Source organism: uncultured Methylibium sp. (genome assembly GCF_902826655.1).
Lineage (GTDB): Bacteria > Pseudomonadota > Gammaproteobacteria > Burkholderiales > Burkholderiaceae_C > Methylibium.
Window position 1 is genome coordinate 24,171 of the sequence record NZ_CADEFR010000006.1, and the last position, 19,265, is coordinate 43,435.

Annotated in this window: 16 protein-coding genes; 6 read left to right on the forward strand and 10 right to left on the reverse strand. The window is 68.6% G+C overall.

Annotated elements, in window-relative coordinates; genetic code table 11:
* Positions 1-2: 2 nt before the first annotated feature.
* From QZV97_RS04555 to QZV97_RS04585, 7 genes are all read right to left on the reverse strand, one after another.
* Positions 3-2,096, reverse strand: a complete 2,094-nt coding sequence (locus tag QZV97_RS04555) for a 3-hydroxyacyl-CoA dehydrogenase NAD-binding domain-containing protein (RefSeq protein ID WP_295639133.1) — start codon at positions 2,094-2,096, stop codon at positions 3-5.
* Between the two features lie 207 nt (positions 2,097-2,303).
* Positions 2,304-2,999, reverse strand: coding sequence for an ABC transporter ATP-binding protein (locus QZV97_RS04560; RefSeq protein WP_295639136.1), 696 nt, complete (start codon positions 2,997-2,999; stop codon positions 2,304-2,306).
* A 3-nt stretch (positions 3,000-3,002) separates the two neighbouring features.
* Positions 3,003-3,791, reverse strand: a complete 789-nt coding sequence (locus tag QZV97_RS04565) for an ABC transporter ATP-binding protein (protein ID WP_295639140.1) — start codon at positions 3,789-3,791, stop codon at positions 3,003-3,005.
* Positions 3,788-5,083 carry a branched-chain amino acid ABC transporter permease gene (locus tag QZV97_RS04570; protein WP_295639142.1) on the reverse strand — a complete coding sequence of 432 codons (1,296 nt, stop codon included), beginning with the start codon at positions 5,081-5,083 and terminating at the stop codon, positions 3,788-3,790. The genes QZV97_RS04565 and QZV97_RS04570 overlap by 4 nt, the downstream gene beginning before the upstream one ends.
* A gap of 7 nt (positions 5,084-5,090) precedes the next feature.
* A complete protein-coding gene (locus tag QZV97_RS04575) occupies positions 5,091-6,110 on the reverse strand; it encodes a branched-chain amino acid ABC transporter permease (RefSeq protein WP_295639148.1) in 1,020 nt (339 codons plus the stop codon).
* 120 nt (positions 6,111-6,230) lie between these two features.
* A complete protein-coding gene (locus QZV97_RS04580) occupies positions 6,231-7,496 on the reverse strand; it encodes a branched-chain amino acid ABC transporter substrate-binding protein (RefSeq protein ID WP_295639151.1) in 1,266 nt (421 codons plus the stop codon).
* A gap of 146 nt (positions 7,497-7,642) precedes the next feature.
* Positions 7,643-9,271: a 3-(methylthio)propionyl-CoA ligase gene (locus QZV97_RS04585; protein ID WP_295639154.1), complete on the reverse strand. Its 1,629-nt coding sequence runs from the start codon at positions 9,269-9,271 to the stop codon at positions 7,643-7,645.
* A 112-nt stretch (positions 9,272-9,383) separates the two neighbouring features.
* On the opposite strand from QZV97_RS04585, the gene QZV97_RS04590 reads away from it, so the two are divergent.
* From QZV97_RS04590 to QZV97_RS04610, 5 genes are all read left to right on the forward strand, one after another.
* Entirely contained in the window at positions 9,384-10,886 is a 1,503-nt protein-coding gene (locus tag QZV97_RS04590) for a protein adenylyltransferase SelO (RefSeq protein WP_295639157.1), read from the forward strand.
* Positions 10,883-11,290 carry a peptide-methionine (R)-S-oxide reductase MsrB gene (gene msrB / locus QZV97_RS04595; protein ID WP_295639160.1) on the forward strand — a complete coding sequence of 136 codons (408 nt, stop codon included), beginning with the start codon at positions 10,883-10,885 and terminating at the stop codon, positions 11,288-11,290. The genes QZV97_RS04590 and msrB overlap by 4 nt, the downstream gene beginning before the upstream one ends.
* Before the next feature lie 76 nt (positions 11,291-11,366).
* Entirely contained in the window at positions 11,367-11,990 is a 624-nt protein-coding gene (locus tag QZV97_RS04600) for a septation protein A (protein WP_295639162.1), read from the forward strand.
* Complete coding sequence (locus QZV97_RS04605; RefSeq protein ID WP_295639164.1) at positions 11,983-12,282, forward strand: BolA family protein; 300 nt, start codon at positions 11,983-11,985, stop codon at positions 12,280-12,282. Before QZV97_RS04600 ends, QZV97_RS04605 begins: the two co-directional genes overlap by 8 nt.
* 80 nt (positions 12,283-12,362) lie before the next feature.
* Positions 12,363-13,184 (forward strand): peptidylprolyl isomerase, encoded by an 822-nt coding sequence (locus QZV97_RS04610; RefSeq protein WP_295639167.1) that lies wholly within the window; start codon positions 12,363-12,365, stop codon positions 13,182-13,184.
* Here QZV97_RS04610 and QZV97_RS04615 read toward each other — a convergent pair.
* From QZV97_RS04615 to purL, 3 genes are read right to left on the reverse strand one after another with little or no spacing between them, the layout of a single operon-like run.
* Positions 13,177-13,902, reverse strand: a complete 726-nt coding sequence (locus QZV97_RS04615; RefSeq protein WP_295639171.1) for a heparan-alpha-glucosaminide N-acetyltransferase — start codon at positions 13,900-13,902, stop codon at positions 13,177-13,179. The genes QZV97_RS04610 and QZV97_RS04615 overlap by 8 nt on opposite strands.
* A gap of 2 nt (positions 13,903-13,904) precedes the next feature.
* Positions 13,905-14,309: a YciI family protein gene (locus tag QZV97_RS04620; RefSeq protein WP_295639174.1), complete on the reverse strand. Its 405-nt coding sequence runs from the start codon at positions 14,307-14,309 to the stop codon at positions 13,905-13,907.
* 10 nt (positions 14,310-14,319) lie between these two features.
* Positions 14,320-18,336, reverse strand: coding sequence for a phosphoribosylformylglycinamidine synthase (purL, locus tag QZV97_RS04625; protein WP_295639177.1), 4,017 nt, complete (start codon positions 18,334-18,336; stop codon positions 14,320-14,322).
* A gap of 121 nt (positions 18,337-18,457) precedes the next feature.
* Here purL and map point away from each other — a divergent pair, with 121 nt between their 5' ends.
* Positions 18,458-19,261, forward strand: coding sequence for a type I methionyl aminopeptidase (gene map / locus QZV97_RS04630; RefSeq protein ID WP_295639180.1), 804 nt, complete (start codon positions 18,458-18,460; stop codon positions 19,259-19,261).
* Positions 19,262-19,265 lie beyond the last annotated feature (4 nt).

Here is a 19,265-nt window from a genome sequence, read left to right on the forward strand (position 1 = left end):
CGTCAGCTGAAGCTCTTGCCTTCGGCGGCCAGGCGCGCCAGCAACGGTGCCGGCTCCCAGAACGTCGCGTCGTCGTGCGGGTTCTTCTGGAAGCGCTTCATGGTCTGCACGACGTTGAAGAGGCCCTGGGTGTCGGCGTAGCACATCGGGCCACCGCGGTGCAGCGGGAAACCGTAGCCGGTGAGGTAGACCATGTCGATGTCGCTCGCCTTGCTGGCGATGCCTTCCTCGACGATCTTGGCGCCCTCGTTGACCAGCGAATAGACGAGCCGGTGCACGATCTCCTCGTCGCTGATCTTGCGCGGCGTGATGCCGAGCTCCCTGCGGTGCTTGTCGATCATCTCCTCGACCAGCTTGGAGGGGATCGCGTCGCGCTTGCCAGGCACGTAGTCGTACCAGCCGGCGCCCGTCTTCTGGCCGTAGCGGCCCAGCTCGCACAGCAGGTCGGCCGTCTTGCTGTAGCGCATGTGCGGCTTCTCGACGTAGCGGCGCTTGCGGATCGCCCAGCCGATGTCGTTGCCGGCGAGGTCGCCCATGCGGAAGGGGCCCATCGCGAAGCCGAACTTCTCGACCGCCTTGTCGACCTGGGCGGGCGTGGCGCCCTCCTCCAGCAGGAAGCCGGCCTGGCGCGAGTACTGCTCGATCATGCGGTTGCCGATGAAGCCGTCGCACACGCCCGAGACCACACAGGTCTTCTTGATCTTCTTGCCGAGCTGCATGACCGTGGCCAGCACGTCCTTGGCGGTCTTCTCGCCGCGCACCACCTCCAGCAGCTTCATCACGTTGGCCGGGCTGAAGAAGTGCGTGCCGATCACGTCCTGCGGACGCCTGGTGAAGGACGCTATTCTGTTCATGTCCAGCGTCGACGTGTTGGACGCCAGGATCGCGCCCGGCTTCATCACCTCGTCGAGCGTGCTGAACACCTTCTCCTTGACGCCGAGGTCCTCGAACACCGCCTCGATCACCATGTCGGCGTCCTTGAGGTCGGCGTAGTTCAGCGTCGTGGACAGCAGGCTCATGCGCTGCTCGTACTTGTCCTGCTTCAGCTTGCCCTTCTTGACCTGGGCTTCGTAATTCTTGCGGATGATGCCCAGGCCCTTGTCCAGGGCTTCCTGCTTCATCTCCAGCATCACGACGGGGATGCCGGCGTTGAGGAAGTTCATCGCGATGCCGCCGCCCATGGTGCCGGCGCCGATGACGGCGAGCTTCTTGATCTCGCGCACCGGCGTGTCCTCGGGAACGTCGGGGATCTTGCTGGCGGCCCGCTCGGCGAAGAAGGCGTGGCGCAGCGCCTTGCTCTCCGGCGTGAACATCAGCGACGTGAAGGCCTCGCGCTCGTAGCGCATGCCGTCCTCGAACTTGGCCTTCACGGCCTGCTCGACGCAGTCGACGCAGCGGCCGGGCGCGGGGAAGTTCTTCGCCATCGCCGCGACGGTGTTGCGCGCGAACTGGAAGTAGCCGTCGGCGTTGGGGTGGGTGGCCTTCAGGTCGCGCACCAGCGGCAACGGACGCTGGCCGGAGACTTCCTTCGCGTAGGCGATCGCGCCTTCCAGCAGGTCGCCTTCGATGATCTTCTGGAACAGCTTCTGGCCCGGTGCCTGCGCCAGCAGTTCGCTCTTCACCGGCTCGCCGCTGACGATCATGTTGAGCGCATGCTCGACGCCGATCGCGCGCGGCAGGCGCTGCGTGCCGCCGGCGCCGGGCAGCAGGCCCAGCTTGACCTCGGGCAGCGCGACGTTGGTACCGGGCGCGGCCACGCGGTAGTGGCAGCCCAGCGCCAGCTCGAGGCCGCCGCCCATGCAGACGCTGTGGACCGCGGCGACGACCGGCTTGCTGCCGGTCTCGATCATCTTGATCACGCTCAGCAGGTTGGGCTCGGCCAGCGCCTTGGGCGAGCCGAACTCCTTGATGTCGGCACCGCCCGAGAAGGCCTTGCCGGCGCCGGTGATGACGACGGCCTTGACGGCGGCATCGTCCTCGGCACGCGCCAGCCCGTCGGCCAGGCCGCGCCGCGTCTCGTAGCCCAGACCGTTGACCGGCGGGTTGTTCAGGGTGATGACGGCGACGTCGCCGCGGACTTCATAGCTGGCGCTCATGGATCAGCCCTCGCAGGTGAAAGGGAAGCGGTACGAAACGAACGATCGTTCGATTCTGGGGTGAAATGCGGCGGTGCGATGTCGCTGCCGTGACAAACACGGTCCGTGGTGTGCGGGCACTCGGTCGCGGACATCGAGTCCGCTTCCTCGCTGACCGCTGCGCTGGTCGATCCCCGTGGACGGGGCCCCTCGCCCTTCGCTCCGCGGTCAGACCTCGAGCCACTCCTTGCGAATATAGGCGTTCGCCCGCAGGTCGGCCGGCGTGCCCTCGAAGACGATGCGGCCGTGGCCCATCACGTAGCAGCGCTCGGAGATCTCCAGCGCGATGGTCAGCTTCTGCTCGACCAGCAGCACCGACAGGCCGCGCCGCTTCAGTTCCTTCAGGTACTCGGCCACCAGCTCGACGATCTTGGGCGCCAGGCCCTCGGTCGGCTCGTCGATCATGATCAGGTCCGGGTCGCCCATCAGCGTGCGGCACAGCGTCAGCATCTGCTGCTCGCCGCCCGACAGCACGCCGGCCTCGGTGTGCTGGCGCTCCTTGAGGCGCGGGAACATCGCGTACATGTCGTCGGTCTTCCAGCGCGGATCCTTGGCCTTGCGCTTTTCGCCGAGCAGCAGGTTCTGGTGCACGGTCAGCTCGGGGAAGATGTCGCGGTTCTCGGGCACGTAGCCGATGCCGCGGTGGGCGATGTCGAAGGCGTGGTGGCCGAGGATCTCCTCGTCCTTCCACTTCACCGAGCCCTGGCCGTCGACCAGGCCCATGATGGTCTTGACCGTGGTCGACCGTCCCGAACCGTTGCGGCCCAGCAGGCTGACGATCTCGCCAGGCTTGACGTCGAGCGACACGCCGTGCAGCACGTGGCTCTTGCCGTAGAAGGCGTGGAGATTGGAAAGGCTCAGCATCGCTCAGTGCCCCGCGGCTGCGGCCTGCTGGTCGGCCAGCACCGAGCCCAGGTAGGCCTCCTGCACGCGCGGATTGGCACGCACCGCCTCGGGCTCGTCGAAGGCGATGACCTCGCCGTAGACCAGCACCGCGATCTTGTCGGCCAGGCCGAACACCACGCCCATGTCGTGCTCCACGGTCAGCAGGGTCTTGCCCTCGGTCACCTCGCGGATCAGCTGCACGAAGCGCTTGGTCTCGCTCTTGCTCATGCCGGCGGTCGGCTCGTCGAGCAGGATCACGCTGGCGCCGCCGGCGATGGTGATGCCGATCTCCAGCGCGCGCTGCTCGGCGTAGGTCAGGTTCATCGCCAGCGTGTCGCGCTTCTTGTCGAGCTTGATCATCGTCATCACCTGCTCGGCGCGCTCGTTGGCGTCGGTCAGGTCGGCGAGGAACTTCCAGAACGCGTACTTGTAGCCCTGGCTCCACAGCACCGCGCAGCGGACGTTCTCGAACACCGACAGCCGCGTGAACAGGTTGCTGACCTGGAAGCTGCGCGCCAGGCCCTTGCGGTTGATCTCGTAGGGCTTCTCACCGTCGATGCGCTGGCCGTGCAGCAGGATCTCGCCGCTGGTCAGGCCGAAGCGGCCGCTGATGAGATTGAAGAGCGTCGACTTGCCGGCCCCGTTGGGGCCGATGATCGCGACCCGCTCGCCCGGCTTCACGGCCAGGCTGGCGCCGCGGATGATCTCCGTCTTGCCGAAGCTCTTGCGGATGTCCTTGAGTTCGACCGCGTAGCTGCTGTTGCCACTCATAGCGCTTCACGCCTCCGGATCTCGTGCTCGATCTCTTCCTGGATCGTGCCCCACTCGCGCGAGAACTGGCGCCGCGTGATCTCGAACAGGCCCAGGCCGGTCAGCATCACGAAGGCCGCGCCGAACCAGCTGTCGATGCCCTTCACGTCGAGCGTCGCACCCAGGAAGGGCAAGGTGCTGCCCAGGGCCGCACCGAGTTGCAGGTGGTACACCATCTCGACCATCGCGGCGGCGCCAGCCAGCACCACCAGCGCGCAGCCCGCCAGCGCGAGGTAGGACGTCCACAGGCGCTTGAGCTTGCCGAAGGCCGCGACGCGGAGGTTCATCATGATCAGGCTGGCGATGCCGCCCGGCGCGTACATCACCATGAAGAGGAAGATCAGGCCCAGGTAGAGCAGCCAGGCCTTGGTGAACTCGGACAGCAGCACGAAGGCCAGCACCATCAGGATCGCGCCGATGATCGGCCCGAAGAAGAAGGTCGCGCCGCCGAGGAAGGTGAACAGCAGGTAGGCGCCCGAGCGTGCCGCGCCGACGACCTCGGCGGTCACGATCTCGAAGTTCAGCGTGTACAGGCCGCCCGCGAGGCCCGCGAAGAAGCCCGAGATGATGAAGGCGAAGTAGCGCACCCGCTGCGTGTTGTAGCCGATGAACTCGACGCGCTCGGGGTTGTCGCGCACCGCGTTGAGCATGCGGCCCAGCGGCGTGCGCGTGAAGGCGAACATCGCCGCCGTCGCGATGAAGGTGTAGATCGCGATCAGGTAGTAGACCTGGATCTGCGGACCGAAGTTGATGCCGGCCACCGGCGTGCCGACGACACGGTTGCCCGAGACGCCGGCCTCGCCGCCGAAGAACTCCGGGATCATCAGCGAGGCCGCGAACACCAGCTCGGCGATGCCCAGCGTGATCATCGCGAAGGGCGTGCCGGCCTTCTTGGTCGTGACGAAGCCGAACAGTACCGCGAAGCCCATGCCGGCCACGGCGCCGACCAGCGGGATCAGGCTGACCGGGATCGGCCACTGGCCGCCTGCCACCGCGTTGAGCATGTGGATCGCGATGTAGGAGCCCAGGCCGGTGTAGACCGCATGGCCGAAGCTCAACATGCCGCCCTGCCCCAGCAGCATGTTGTAGGACAGGCAGGTGATGATCGCGATGCCCATCTGCGCCAGCATCGTGCGCGACAGACCGCTGGTGAACACCAGCGGCGCGATCAGCAGCAGCAGCGCGAACAGCGTCCAGACGACCCAGCGTCCGACGTTGTAGGGCTTGAAATGGAAGTTCTGCGTGGTGCTCATCGCCGGATCAGCCTTCCCGCGTCCCGAGCAGGCCCTTGGGCCGGAAGATCAGGATCAGCACCAGGAACAGGTAGGGCAGGATCGGCGCGATCTGCGAGATCGTCAGCCGCAGCACCGAGTTGTTGGCGGCCTCCGGACTGAGCGCGATGCCGAGTTGCTGGAACAGGCTGCCGAGCGAGTAGTCCACCGCGATCGCGAAGGTCTGCACCACGCCGATGATCAGCGACGCGAGGAAGGCGCCCGACAGCGAACCCATGCCGCCGACCACCACGACGACGAAGATGACCGAGCCCACCGTCGCCGCCATCGCCGGCTCGGTGACGAAGGTCACGCCGCCGATCACGCCGGCCAGGCCCGCGAGCGCCGCCCCGGCGCCGAACACCAGCATGAAGACGCGCGGTACGTTGTGCCCGAGCGCCTCGACCATCTCGGGATGCGTCAGCGCGGCCTGGATCACCAGGCCGATGCGCGTGCGCGTGAGCAGCAGCCACAGCGCCACCAGCATGAACAGCGCCACCAGCATCATGAAGCCGCGCGTGGCGGGGAACGGCGAGCACACGGTACCGGCCACCGCGCACACGGCCGCCGGCGCGGCGCCCCAGGTCAGGCCGAGGCCGGCGTCGGAGCCGATCAGCGTGAAGGCCGGCCCCTGCAGCGCGGCCGGCGGCGGGAACGGCACCGCGGTGCGCCCCCAGATCAGCTGCACCAGCTCGAGGATCACGTAGGAGATGCCGAAGGTCACCAGCAGTTCCGGCACGTGCCCGAACTTGTGGACCTTGCGCAGCGCCGTGCGCTCGAACAGCGCCCCCAGCACGCCGACCAGCAGCGGCGCGATCAGCAGGCCGGGCCAGAAGCCGACGATCTGCGAGATCGTGTACGCGATGTAGGCGCCCAGCATGTAGAAGCTGGCGTGGGCGAAGTTCAGCACGCCCATCATGCTGAAGATCAGCGTCAGCCCCGAGCTCAGCATGAACAGCAACAGCCCGTAGCTCAGGCCGTTGAGCATGGAGATCGTGAAGAATTCCATCAGGGTCGGCGGTACAAGGGCGCCGCGGCGGCGCCAAGAAAAAGGGGCTCGATACGGTGACGCCGATCGAGCCCCGCCCGGCTGCAGCCCTGGATCAGGGGCCGCAGCCGCCTGTCGTCATCAGGCGCCTGCGCCCGGCCGCTTCATCTGGCAGCTGGTCGGCGTGCTCGACACGTAGGCCGGGTACTCCTTGACCGGGGCCAGCGTCATGCCGGTGTTCTCGGGGCTGTACGGGAACTTGGCATCGGCCTTCTGCCAGACCGTGATGTACAGCGGCTGCTGCAGCTGGTGGTCGGTCTTGCGCATCTCGACTTCGCCGTTCATGTTGCCGTTGAAGCTCAGGCCTTCCAGCGCCGCGGCCACCTTGACCGGGTCGGTCGACTTGGCCTTGGCCATCGCGGCGGTCAGCGCCGAGTAGATGCGGATCACCGAGCCGGTGTAGAAGTCGTCGTTGAACTTGGCCTTGTACTCGGCCTGCCACTTGCCCATCTGGCCCGGCAGGTTGTAGTGGTTGTACGAGGCCTGGAACAGCTTGCCTTCGTAGCTCTTGCCCAGCGCCGTCGGCGTGCCGCTGACGCCGCTGTAGTAGGTGAAGAACTTGCCGGTGTAGCCGCCCTCGTTGGCCGCCTTGACCAGCAGTGCCAGGTCGGAGCCCCAGTTGCCGGTGATGATGGTGTCGGCGCCGGCCGCCTTGATCTTGGCGACATAGGGCGCGAAGTCGCGCACCTGGGCGAGCGGGTGCAGGTCCTCGCCGACGATCTGGACGTCCGGGCGCTTCTTCGCCAGGTTCTCCTTCGCGAAGCGCGCCACCTGGTGGCCGTGCGAGTAGTTCTGGTTCAGCAGGTAGACCTTCTTGACGTCGGGCTGGGCCTCCTTGATGAAGGTGGTCAGCGCCTCCATCTTCATCGAGGTGTCAGCATCGAAGCGGAAGTGCCAGTAGTTGCACTTGCTGTTGGTGAAGTCGGGGTCCACCGCCGAGTGGTTGAGGTAGACGACTTCCTTGCCCGGATTGCGCTCGTTGTGCTTGGCCACGGCCTCGATCAGCGCGCCGGCCACCGACGAGCCGTTGCCCTGGGTGATGTAGCGCACGCCCTGGTCGAGCGCCGCCTTGAAGGCGTTTAGGCTCTCGGTCGGGCTGAGCTTGTTGTCCAGCGCGATGATCTCGAATTTGACGCCGGCCGGGTTGAGCTTGGGATCGTTGTTGAACTTCTCGGCGAAGAACTGGAAGCTCTTCACCTGGTTTTGGCCGACCGGGGCCATCAGGCCCGACAGCGGGTCGATCCAGGCGATCTTGACGGTCTCGCCCTTCTGCGCGAAGGCCAGCCCCGCGTGGAGCGCCATGCTGGCGCCGATCACCACACCGAACATCCGTTTCGTGAATCGCATCCTGGTCTCCTTGCGGCCTTGGGCCCTTGTGTTCAACACGGTGTCAGCTAGCGTAATGTGCAACCGACTTCACAGGTTTCCGGGACTTCCCCACTCCGGGATGTCGCCCACCGGACAACCTGCCCTCGACCGGGGCGTCGCCGGGCTCAGGCGCCCGGCAGCCGGTAGTCCTTGAACTGCTCGCGAAGCTTGTTCTTCTGCATCTTGCCGGTCGCGCCCAGCGGGATGGCCTCGACGAAGACCACGTCGTCGGGCACCTGCCACTTGGCGAGCTTGCCCTCGAAGTGCGCCAGCATGGCCTCGCGGCTCAGCTCGGCCCCGGGCTTCTTGACCACCACCAGCATCGGCCGCTCGTCCCACTTGGGGTGGGCGATGGCGATGCAGGCGGCCATCGCCACGGCCGGGTGGGCCACCGCGATGTTCTCGACGTCGATCGAGCTGATCCACTCGCCGCCGGACTTGATGACGTCCTTGCTGCGGTCGGTGATCTGCAGGAAGCCGTCGGGGTCGATGGTCGCCACGTCGCCGGTCGGGAACCAGCCGTCGACCAGCGGGTCGCCGCCCTCGCCCTTGAAGTAGCTCGACACGATCCACGGCCCCCGGACCAGGAGGTCGCCGCTGGTGGCACCGTCCCAGGGCAGCTCGCGGCCGTCGGGATCGACGATCTTCATCTCGGCGCCGAAGACCGACCGGCCCTGCTTGATCAGCACGCCGAGCTGCGCCGCGGGATCCATCTCCAGGTGCTTGAGCTTGAGCTTGCACACCGTGCCGACCGGCGACATCTCGGTCATGCCCCAGGCGTGCAGCACCGTCACGTCGTAGTCGTCGCGGAAGCTCTTGATCATCGCCGGCGGGCAGGCCGAGCCGCCGATCACGGTGCGCGTCATCGTCGAGAACTGGAGATCGTTCGCCTTCAGGTGGTTGAGCAGCATCAGCCACACCGTCGGCACGCCGGCCGACATCGTGACCTTCTCGGCCTCGATCAGCTCGTAGACCGACTTGCCGTCGAGCGCCGCCCCCGGGAAGACGAGCTTGGTGCCCGTCATCGCGGCCGCATACGGCAGGCCCCAGGCATTGACGTGGAACATCGGCACCACCGGCAGCACGCAGTCGCGCGCCGAGATGCCCAGCGAGTCGGGCAGCGCGATGCCCCAGGCGTGCAGCAGCGTCGAGCGGTGGCTGTAGAGCACGCCCTTGGGATTGCCGGTGGTGCCGCTGGTGTAGCAGAGCGCCGCGGCGCTGCGCTCGTCGAAGCTCGGCCAGGCGTACTGCTCGCTCTCGCCGCCGATCCAGGCCTCGTAGCTGCGCAGGCCGGGGATGCCGGTGTCGGCCGGCAGCGCGTCGGCATCGCACAGCGCGATCCAGTGCTTGACGGTCGTGCACTTGGACCACGCCGCCTTGATGATCGGCAGGAAGCTCATGTCGAAGCACAGCACCTGGTCCTCGGCATGGTTGGCGATCCACACCACCTGCTCGGGCGACAGCCGCGGGTTGATGGTGTGCACCACCCGCCCGCTGCCGGAGACGCCGTAGTACAGCTCGAGGTGGCGGTAGCCGTTCCAGGCCAGCGTGCCGACGCGGTCGCTGAAGGCCAGGCCGAGCCGGTCGAGCGCGTTGGCGACTTGGCGGGCGCGCGCACCGACCTGGGCGTAGGTGGTGCGGTGCAGGTCGCCTTCGACGCGGCGCGACACGATCTCGGTGTCGTGGTGATGACGAGCCGCGAACTCGATCAGTCCCGAGATCAGCAGAGGGGAGTCTTGCATCAGGCCGAGCATCGGGTTCTCCTAAGGACGGGCGGCGAGTATCGAAGCCGCGCGCGATCGCTGTCAAAGCGTGATTCCCCCAGGGCCGGAAGGCGCATGCGGGCTGGCGGACAATCCGTGACTCGTGAATGCCGTCGACCTCTCGCTCCAGAACGCAGCACCTGCGTGGCGCTCTTCCGGCGGCCTCGCGTCGCTGGGCTCGCGCTTCGGCACCGCGCTGCCGCCCCAGGCCGTGCCGGCGCCGCACTGGGTGGCGCGCAGCGAGGCACTGGCCGACGAGCTCGGCCTGAGCGGCTGGCTGGACACGCCGGTGGCGCTCGAGGTACTGGCCGGCTCGGCGGTGGCCGACGGATCGCGGCCTTTCGCCTCGGTGTATTCCGGCCACCAGTTCGGCGTCTGGGCCGGGCAGCTGGGCGACGGCCGGGCCTTGCTGCTGGGCGAGATCGAAACCCCCGCCGGCGCGATGGAGTTGCAGCTCAAGGGCGGCGGCCTGACGCCCTACTCCCGCATGGGCGACGGCCGCGCGGTGCTGCGCTCGTCGATCCGCGAGTTCCTGTGCTCCGAGGCGATGCATCACCTGGGCATCCCCACGACGCGGGCGCTGGCGGTCGTCGGTTCGCCGCTGCCGGTCAGGCGCGAGAGCGTCGAGACGGCCGCCATCGTCACCCGGATCGCGCCGAGCTTCGTGCGCTTCGGGCATTTCGAGCACTTCGCCCACCACGACCAGCACGCGGCGCTGAGGGTGCTGGCCGACTTCGTCATCGATGCGCACTACCCCATCTGCCGGGACGCAGTGAACCCGTACGCAGCGCTGCTCGAGGCCGTCGCGCGCCGAACCGCCACGCTGCTGGCCGACTGGCAGGCGGTCGGCTTCTGTCACGGCGTGATGAACACGGACAACATGTCCATCCTGGGCCTGACGATTGACTACGGCCCGTTCGGCTTCCTCGACGGCTTCGACCCCGGCCACGTCTGCAACCACTCCGACCACCAGGGCCGCTACGCCTACGCGCGCCAGCCCAACGTGGCGATGTGGAACCTGCACGCGCTGGCGCAGGCCCTGCTGCCGCTGATCGCTGGAGACGGCGAGGTCGCCGAGGCCACCAGCGAACTGGCGCTCGAGGCGCTGGAGCCCTACCGGACGCTCTTTCCGGCGACGCTGGAGGCCCGCATGCGTGCCAAGCTCGGGCTGGCGACGGCGCAGGACGACGACCGTGCGCTAATCGACGACTGGCTCAAGCTGCTGGCGTCGGAGCGCACGGACTTCACGATCGCCTGGCGGCGCCTCGGCACCTGGACGCCGGCCGACCCGAGCGCGGTGCGCGACCTCTTCATCGACCGCGCCGCCTTCGACGCCTGGGCCGGCCGCTACGCGCTCCGGCTGGCCGCCGAGGGCAGCGCCGACGCCGATCGCCGCCGGAGCATGGACCGCGTCAACCCGAAGTTCGTGCTGCGCAATCACCTGTGCGAGAACGCGATCCGCGCCGCCCAGGCGGGTGACTTCGCCGAGACCCACCGCTTGCTGAAAGTTCTGGAGCGTCCCTACGACGAACAGGTCGAAGCGTCGGCCTACGCCGACTTCCCGCCCGACTGGGCGCAGCAACTGGAGGTGTCCTGTTCATCATGAGTTCGTACAAGGTCAACAAGCCCGACGCCGAATGGCGTGCCCAGCTGGATGCCACGCAGTTCGAGGTCACCCGCCACGCCGCCACCGAGCGCGCCTTCACCGGCAAGTACTGGGACCACTGGCAGGCCGGCACCTATGCCTGCGTCTGCTGCGGCGAGCCGCTGTTCGACTCCGCGACCAAGTTCGACGCCGGCTGCGGCTGGCCGAGCTACTCCGAGGCGCTGAAGGCCGGCATCGTCGAGCGCGTGGTCGACCGCAGCCACGGCATGGTGCGCGTCGAGGTCCGCTGCCAGAGCTGCGGCGCGCACCTGGGTCATGTCTTCGACGACGGCCCCGAACCGACCGGCGAGCGCTTCTGCATCAACTCGGCCTCGATCGACTTCCAGCCGCGCAACGGCTCGTAACCCGGCCAGCCGCCCGGACACCGTCCGGGCGGCACAATCCGCCCGTCGCTCACCTGCGCCCTGCCCCGATCCTTCGATGAAGTTCCTGTTCGACCTGTTCCCGATCGTCTTCTTCTTCATCGCCTTCAAGGTCGCCGAAGGCCAGCCCGATGCCGCTGCCGCATTCGCGAGCCAGCATTTCGGCTTCCTGGTCTCGGGCGGTACGGTCGGGCCGAACGAGGCCCCGGTGCTGCTGGCGACGCTGGCGGTCATCCTGGCCACCTTCGCGCAGATCGGCTGGCTGCTGGCGCGCGGCAAGAAGATCGACACGATGCTGTGGGTGAGCCTGGGGCTGGTCACGGTGCTGGGCGGCGCAACGGTCTGGTTCCACAACGAGACCTTCATCAAGTGGAAGCCCAGCGTGCTGTACTGGGTCATGGGCACGGCCTTCTGGCTCAGCCAGGCCGTGTTCCGGCGCAACCTGCTGCAGTTGATGATCGGGCAGCAGCTCGAACTGCCGCCACCGGTGTGGCGCAACCTCAACTTCATGTGGATCGCGTTCTTCGCCTTCATGGGGCTGCTGAACCTGTACGTCGCGTACAGCTACTCGACCGACACCTGGGTCAACTTCAAGCTCTTCGGCGGCGTCGGCCTGATGCTGCTGTTCACGCTGCTGCAGGGTCTCTACCTCAGTCGGCACATCAAGGCCGAGGATGAGTGACGCCGCCGTGGCCGCACCGACCGCGGCCGAGATCGAAGCGAGCCTGCGCGAGGCGCTCGCGCCGCAGTCGGTGGCCGTCGGCGACGACAGCCACCTGCACGCCGGCCACGCCGGCGCCCGCGAGGGCGGTCACTTCAGCGTGCGCATCGTCAGCGCGCGCTTCGACGGGCTGGGCCGCGTCGCGCGCCATCGCCTTGTGTATGATGCCTTGACCCGCTGGATGCCCCGTGGCATCCACGCCCTGGCCCTGACGGCGCTGACTCCCGCCGAAGCCGCCCGCACCGACTCCTGAGGCCCGAGAACCGGCTCGCGATCCGCTCGCGACACCCCATCCATCGGCCTTGCCTTCCAACCCCAGCCGCCGTTGCACGCATGAAGCCGTCCACTCCCCTTGCCCTCAGCCTTTCCTCGTTCGCGTTGACCGTCGCGCTGCTCGCGCCGCAGGTCGCCGGCGCCCAGAACATCGCCACCGTCAACGGCAAGCCGGTGCCCAAGGCGCGGGCCGACGCGCTGCTGCAGCAGGTCGAGAGCCAGGCCCGCGGCCAGGGACAGCAGCTGCCGCCCGAGGCCGCGCGCCAGGTCAAGGACGAGGTCGTGCTGCGCGAGATCTTCGTGCAGGAGGCCGAGAAGCGCGGCCTCACCGCCAGCGGTGACTACAAGCAGCAGATGGAGATCGCTCGCCAGAGCATCCTGATCCGCGAGCTGTTCAAGGACTACGAGAAGAAGAACCCGGTCACCGACGCCGAGATCAAGACCGAGTACGACAAGTACAAGGCCCAGGCCGGCGACAAGGAATACCGCGTGCGCCACATCCTCGTCGAGAAGGAAGACGAGGCCAAGGCGCTGATCACGCAGCTCAAGGGCGGCGCCAGCTTCGAGGACGCGGCCAAGAAGTCGAGCAAGGACCCGGGCTCGGCGGCCAAGGGCGGCGACCTCGACTGGGCGACCGCCGGCAGCTACGTGCCCGAGTTCTCGCAGGCCATGGTCAAGCTGAACAAGGGCGCGATGACCGATACCCCGGTCAAGAGCCAGTTCGGCTGGCACATCCTCAAGCTCGAGGACGTGCGCGACACGCAGTTCCCGCCGCTCGACGAGGTCAAGCCGCAGATCCAGCAGCGCCTGTCGCAGCAGAAGCTCGCCAGCTTCCGCGACGAGCTGAAGAGCAAGGCCAAGACCGACTACAAGTTCAACTGAGCCGCACGAGCGCCTGCCAGGCCAGCAGGCTCCCGATGAGCACGGGCTGGTGCAGCATGTAGAAGCTCAGGCTCCAGCGACCCAGGGTCGCGAGCGGACGCAGCGGGCGCGGGAGCGCTCCGCCCAGCCAGCCGGCGCGGCGGCGTGACACCCAGTCGCCCGCTGCCGCCCCCCAGGCCATCACGCCCAGCCAGGGCAGCAGCGGCACCCAGTCCTCGGTGATCGGCTTGCGGGTCACGAGACCCACCCAGTTGGTGAGCCGGCTGTCGAAGAACGGATGCTGGACGAACTGCGGCAGCAGGATCGCCGCCAGCCCCAGCGGCCACAGCCAGGCCCCGGCCCGCGCGCCGAGCCGGCACGCGATCAGCATCAGCGCGATGCCGTGCAGCACGCCGAAGCTGATCCAGCTCCTGGGAAACATCAGCGCGCTGCCGGCACTGACCAGCAGCGCGCAGCCCGCCACCTGCGCCCAGCGCCGCCAGAAGCGCGGCCAGTCCTGGCCCTGGGCCACCGCCAGCGCCTGACCGAAGCCCGCGCAGAACAGGAACAGGCTGACGATCGCCGTGCGCTGGTGCAGCCAGAACGGGTCGCGGTAGAAGTTGGCGTCGATCAGCCGGAAGTAGGCCAGGTCGAAGCCAAAGTGGAAGATCGCCATCCACACGATCGCGAAGCCGCGCAGCGCATCGAGCCGCGCATGGCGCTCGCTCGCGATGCCCATGCTCAGCGCCGCGGCGCGCCGAGGCTGCCGGGGTAGAAGACGCGGAAATCGTGAAGCTCGTAGACGAAGGTGCCGGCCTGCACGGCCGGGTCGGCGTCGATCCAGCCGCGGGCCTGCTCCAGCGACTCGGCGGCCAGCACGATGAAACCCTTGTCGGCGTAGCGTGCGCCGACCTGCAGCCGGCCTTCGTCGCGCAGCTTCTTCAGGTTGGCCGAGTGCTCGCGAAAGCGCGGCTGCTCCTGCGGCGGCCTGGCCGGGTCCCAGGCCGGGCCGGTGCGGAACTCGACCACGAACAGCGGCAGCGCCGGGACGATCGCCGCCGGGCTCGCGTCGTTGGCCCGTGCGACCGGCAGCGTCCCCGCACCGACCAGCAAGCCGATCGCGAGTGCCAGAGTGCTCGGACGCATCGGCCGTTCCTCAGCCCAGCCAGCGGCGAGCGTTGCCGAACATGCGCATCCACGGGCTGTGCGCGCGCAGCTCGCCGCGGGTCCAGCTCATCTGCGCGTTACGGAATACCCGCTCCGGATGCGGCATCAGCGCGGTGAAGCGACCGTCGGCCGTGGTCACCGCCGTCAGGCCGTCGGGGCTGCCGTTGGGGTTGGCCGGGTAGGCCTCGGTGGGCCGGCCGGCGTGGTCGACAAAACGCATCGCGCGGTGCACCGACTTTGCATCGCCGCGCTGAGAGAAGTCGGCGTAACCCTCGCCGTGGGCAACGGCGATCGGCAGGCGGCTGCCCGCCATGCCGGCGAAGAAGATCGAGGGCGACTCCAGCACCTCGACCTGGCTGAGGCGCGCCTCGAACTGTTCGCTGCGGTTGCGCGTGAACTTGGGCCAGGCCCGCGCGCCCGGGATGATGGGTGACAGTGCGGCCACCATCTGGCAGCCGTTGCACACGCCGAGCGCAAAGCTCTGCGGGTGCGCGAAGAAGGCCGCGAACTGCTCCGCCAGCCTGGCGTTGAACAGCACCGAGCGCGCCCACCCCTCCCCGGCGCCGAGCGTGTCGCCGTAGCTGAAGCCGCCGCAGGCGACGAAGCCGCGGAACATGTCGAGCCGTGCGCGGCCCGACTGCAGGTCGCTCATGTGGACGTCGTAGGGCTCGAAGCCGGCCTGGTCCATCGCATAGGCCATCTCGAGGTGCGAGTTGACGCCCTGCTCGCGCAGGATCGCCACCTTGGGTCGCGCGAGGTTCAGGAAGGGCGCGGCGACGTTCTCGCCAGCATCGAAAGTCAGGTGCAGGTGCAGGCCGGTGTCGTCGACCGCGCCGGCCGCCGCGTGCTCGGCATCGGCGCAGGCCGGGTGGTCGCGCAGCTGCGCGATGCGCCAGCTGACCTCGTCCCACGCCTGGTGCAGGTCGCGCAGCGGCGCGCTGAAGACGGCCTTCGTGTCGCGCCAGACCTCGACCACGCCGCGGTCGTTGGGCTTGCCGATCACGTGGCTGTGCTTGCTGAGGCCGACCTCGCGCAGGACCTGCATCACCGGGTCGCGGTCGCCGCTGCGAACCTGGATCACGGCGCCCAGTTCCTCGGCGAACAGCGCCTGCAGGGTCAGCGCGTTGCGGCGCTCGGCCGTCTGGCCGGTCCAGTTCTTGGCGTCGCCCCAGTCCATGCGGCTGTCGTCGATGCCGTTGCCCTCGGTCACCAGCAGGTCGACGTTGAGCGACACGCCGCGGTGCCCGGCGAAGGCCATCTCGCAGACCGTGGCCCACAGGCCACCGTCGCTGCGGTCGTGGTAGGCCAGCAGCTTGCCGCCGGCCCGCAGGCGGTTGATCGCCGCGACCAGGGCCTTCAGCAGCGCCGGGTCGTCGAGATCGGGCGTCGCGTCGCCGACCTGGCCGAGCGCCTGCGCGAGGATCGAGCCGCCGAGGCGATTGCGCCCCTGACCCAGGTCGATCAGGATCAGCGTCGTGTCGCCCGCCTCGTCGCCGGCGCGCAGCTGCGGCGTCAGCGTGTCGCCGACGTCCGCCAGCGTCGCGAAGGCGCTGACGATCAGCGACACCGGCGCGGTGACCTGCTTCGACTCGCCGCCGTCGGACCAGCGCGTGCGCATCGACAGGCTGTCCTTGCCGACGGGCACGCTGATGCCGAGCGCCGGGCACAGCTCGAGGCCGACCGCGCGCACGGTGTCGTACAGCGCGGCGTCGTCGCCGGGCGCCTGGGGGTCGTCACTGCAGGCCGCCATCCAGTTGCAGCTGAGCTTGACGCGCGCCAGCTCGATCGGCGCGGCCAGCAGGTTGGTGATGCTCTCGGCCACCGCCATGCGGCCGGCGGCCGGCGCATCGATCACGGCCAGCGGCGTGCGCTCGCCCATGGCCATGGCCTCGCCGCGCAGGCCGGCGTAGTCGGCCAGCGTCACCGCGCAATCGGCCACCGGCACCTGCCAGGGGCCGACCATCTGGTCGCGGTGCGACAGGCCGCCGACGCTGCGGTCGCCGATCGTGATCAGGAAGCGCTTGCTGGCCACGGTCGGGTGGCGCAGCACGTCGAAGGCCGCCTGCTCCAGGGTCACGCCGGTCAACGCGACCGGCGCGAAGGCCCGCGCGACGCGCTTCACGTCGCGGTGCATCTTGGGCGGCTTGCCCAGCAGCACCTCCATCGGCATGTCGATGGGTCGGGCAGCACCCGGACCCGCATCGAGCACCAGCTGCTTCTCCCCGGTCGTCACGCCGACGACGGCGTACGGGCAGCGCTCGCGCACCGCCATCGCCTCGAACAGCGGCAGGCTCTCCGGCGCGATCGCCAGGACGTAGCGCTCCTGGCTCTCGTTGCACCAGACTTCCTTGGGCGCCAGGCCGCTCTCCTCGACCGGGACCTTCGACAGGTCGAAGTGCGCGCCGCGGCCTGCATCGTGGACCAGCTCGGGGAAGGCATTGCTCAAGCCGCCGGCACCGACGTCGTGGATCGCCAGCACCGGGTTCAGCGCACCGAGCGCCCAGCAGTGGTTGATGACCTCCTGGGCGCGGCGCTCGATCTCGGGGTTGCCGCGCTGCACTGAATCGAAGTCCAGAAGCGCGGTGTTGCTGCCGGCCGCCATCGAGCTGGCCGCCCCGCCGCCCATGCCGATGCGCATGCCCGGACCGCCGAGCTGGATCAGCAGCGTGCCGGCCGGGAAGGCCAGCTTGTGCGTCTGTCCGTCGCTGATCGTGCCGACACCGCCGGCGATCATGATGGGCTTGTGGTAGCCGCGACGCTGGCCGTCCACGGCCTGTTCGTAGACGCGGAAGTAGCCGCCGAGATTCGGTCGTCCGAACTCGTTGTTGAAGGCGGCGCCGCCGAGCGGGCCTTCGATCATGATCTGCAGCGCGCTCGCGATGTGCTCGGGCCTGCCGTAGCGTCGTCCGCCCGGCTCGCGCTCCCAGGGCTCGTCGGTCCCCGGCAGCAGCAGGTTCGACACCGAAAAGCCCGCGAGCCCTGCCTTCGGCCGCGCCCCGCGCCCGGTCGCACCCTCGTCGCGGATCTCGCCGCCGGCGCCGGTGCTGGCCCCCGGGAAGGGCGAGATCGCGGTCGGATGGTTGTGCGTCTCCACCTTCATCAACACGTGCGCGATCTCGGCGCGGCCGCCGTAGACCGGTGCGTTGGTGTAGCCCTGCGGTCCCCAGCGCTCGATCGGTCCGCCTTCCATCACCGCGGCGTTGTCGCTGTAGGCCACGATGGTGTGCTGCGGAGCCGTGGCGTGCGTGTGACGGATCATCTGGAACATCGAGTGTTCCTGCGGCTGGCCGTCGATCGTGAAGCGGGCGTTGAAGATCTTGTGGCGGCAGTGCTCGCTGTTGGCCTGCGCGAACATCATCAGCTCGACGTCGGTCGGGTTGCGCTTCAGGCCGTTGAAGGCCGCGACCAGGTAGTCGATCTCGTCCTCGCTGAGCGCGAGGCCGAAGTCGCGGTTGGCGGAGGCCAATGCCGCCTTGCCGTGGCCGATGACGTCGACCGTCTCCATCGGCCGGCCCGGCTGGGGGTCGAACAGGCGCACCGCGGCTTCGCGCTCGAAGGCCACGCTCTCGGTCATGCGGTCGTGCAGCAGCGCGGCGACGGCGGCCCGATCCCCGGCGGCCAGCGATCGGGCGCCGCCGAGCAGTCCGCCCTTGATCGTCAGCAGGTACTCGGTGACGCGTTCGACGCGGCGGATGCCCAGGCCGCAGTTGTGCGCGATGTCGGTGGCCTTGCTGGCCCAGGGAGACAGCGTGCCCAGCCGCGGCATGACCAGCACGCGCTCGCCGTCGGCGGGGCCGGTGTAGTCGTCGCCATAGCGCAGCAGCGCCTGCAAGGCATCGCGCGCCTGCGCCGGGAGCGCCTCGTCCGCAGCGACCCAGTGCAGATGCCGCGCATGCACCGCGATGACGGCAGGCGCCACCGCCTGGAGCCGGGGCAGCAGCGCCTGGGCGCGAAAACCGGACAGCGCGTTGCCGCCGTCGAAGCAGAGAAGGGTCGGAGGGCTCATGGGGCTCGCGGCTGTCGCAGCGTGATCTGCGGGCGTGGCGTGAGGTTTCGGCGGGCGGTGCGAGCTGGGGTCTCCATCTCGCGAGCCCTGGATTTTAAGGGGCCGGTGAGATAATCCCGGCATGTCGATCACGATCAAGAGTGCCGCCGACGCCGAAGGGATGCGCGTCGCCGGCCGGCTGGCTTCCGAGGTGCTGGACATGCTGACCGCGCATGTCAAGCCGGGCATCACCACCGACGACCTGGACCGCCTGGCGCACCGGCACATCGTCGAGGTCCAGGGCGCCGTGCCCGCGCCGCTGAACTACGCGCCGCCGGGGTACACGCCCTACCCCAAGTCGATCTGCACGTCCATCAACCACCAGGTCTGTCACGGCATCCCGAACGACCGGCCGCTGAAGAACGGCGACATCGTCAACATCGACGTCACCGTCATCAAGGACGGCTGGCACGGTGACACCAGCCGCATGTACGTCGTGGGCGAGGGCTCGATCGCCGCCAAGCGCCTGTGCCAGCTGACCTACGAGGCCATGTGGCGCGGCATCGCCAAGGTCAGGCCCGGCGTGCGCCTGGGCGACATCGGCCACGCGATCCAGACCTTCACCGAGCGCCAGGGCTACTCGGTCGTGCGCGAGTTCTGCGGCCACGGCATCGGTCGCAAGTTCCACGAGGAGCCGCAGGTCCTGCACTACGGCCGCCCCGGCACGCTCGAGGAGCTGGTGCCCGGCATGGTCTTCACCATCGAGCCGATGGTCAACGCCGGCCGGCGCGAGATCAAGGAACTGGGCGACGGCTGGACCATCGTCACCAAGGACCGATCGCTGTCGGCGCAATGGGAGCACACGGTGCTGGTCACCGAGTCGGGCTACGAGGTGCTGACGGTCTCTGCCGGCAGCCCGCCGCCGCCCGAGCTGCAAGCCGCCTGAGGCT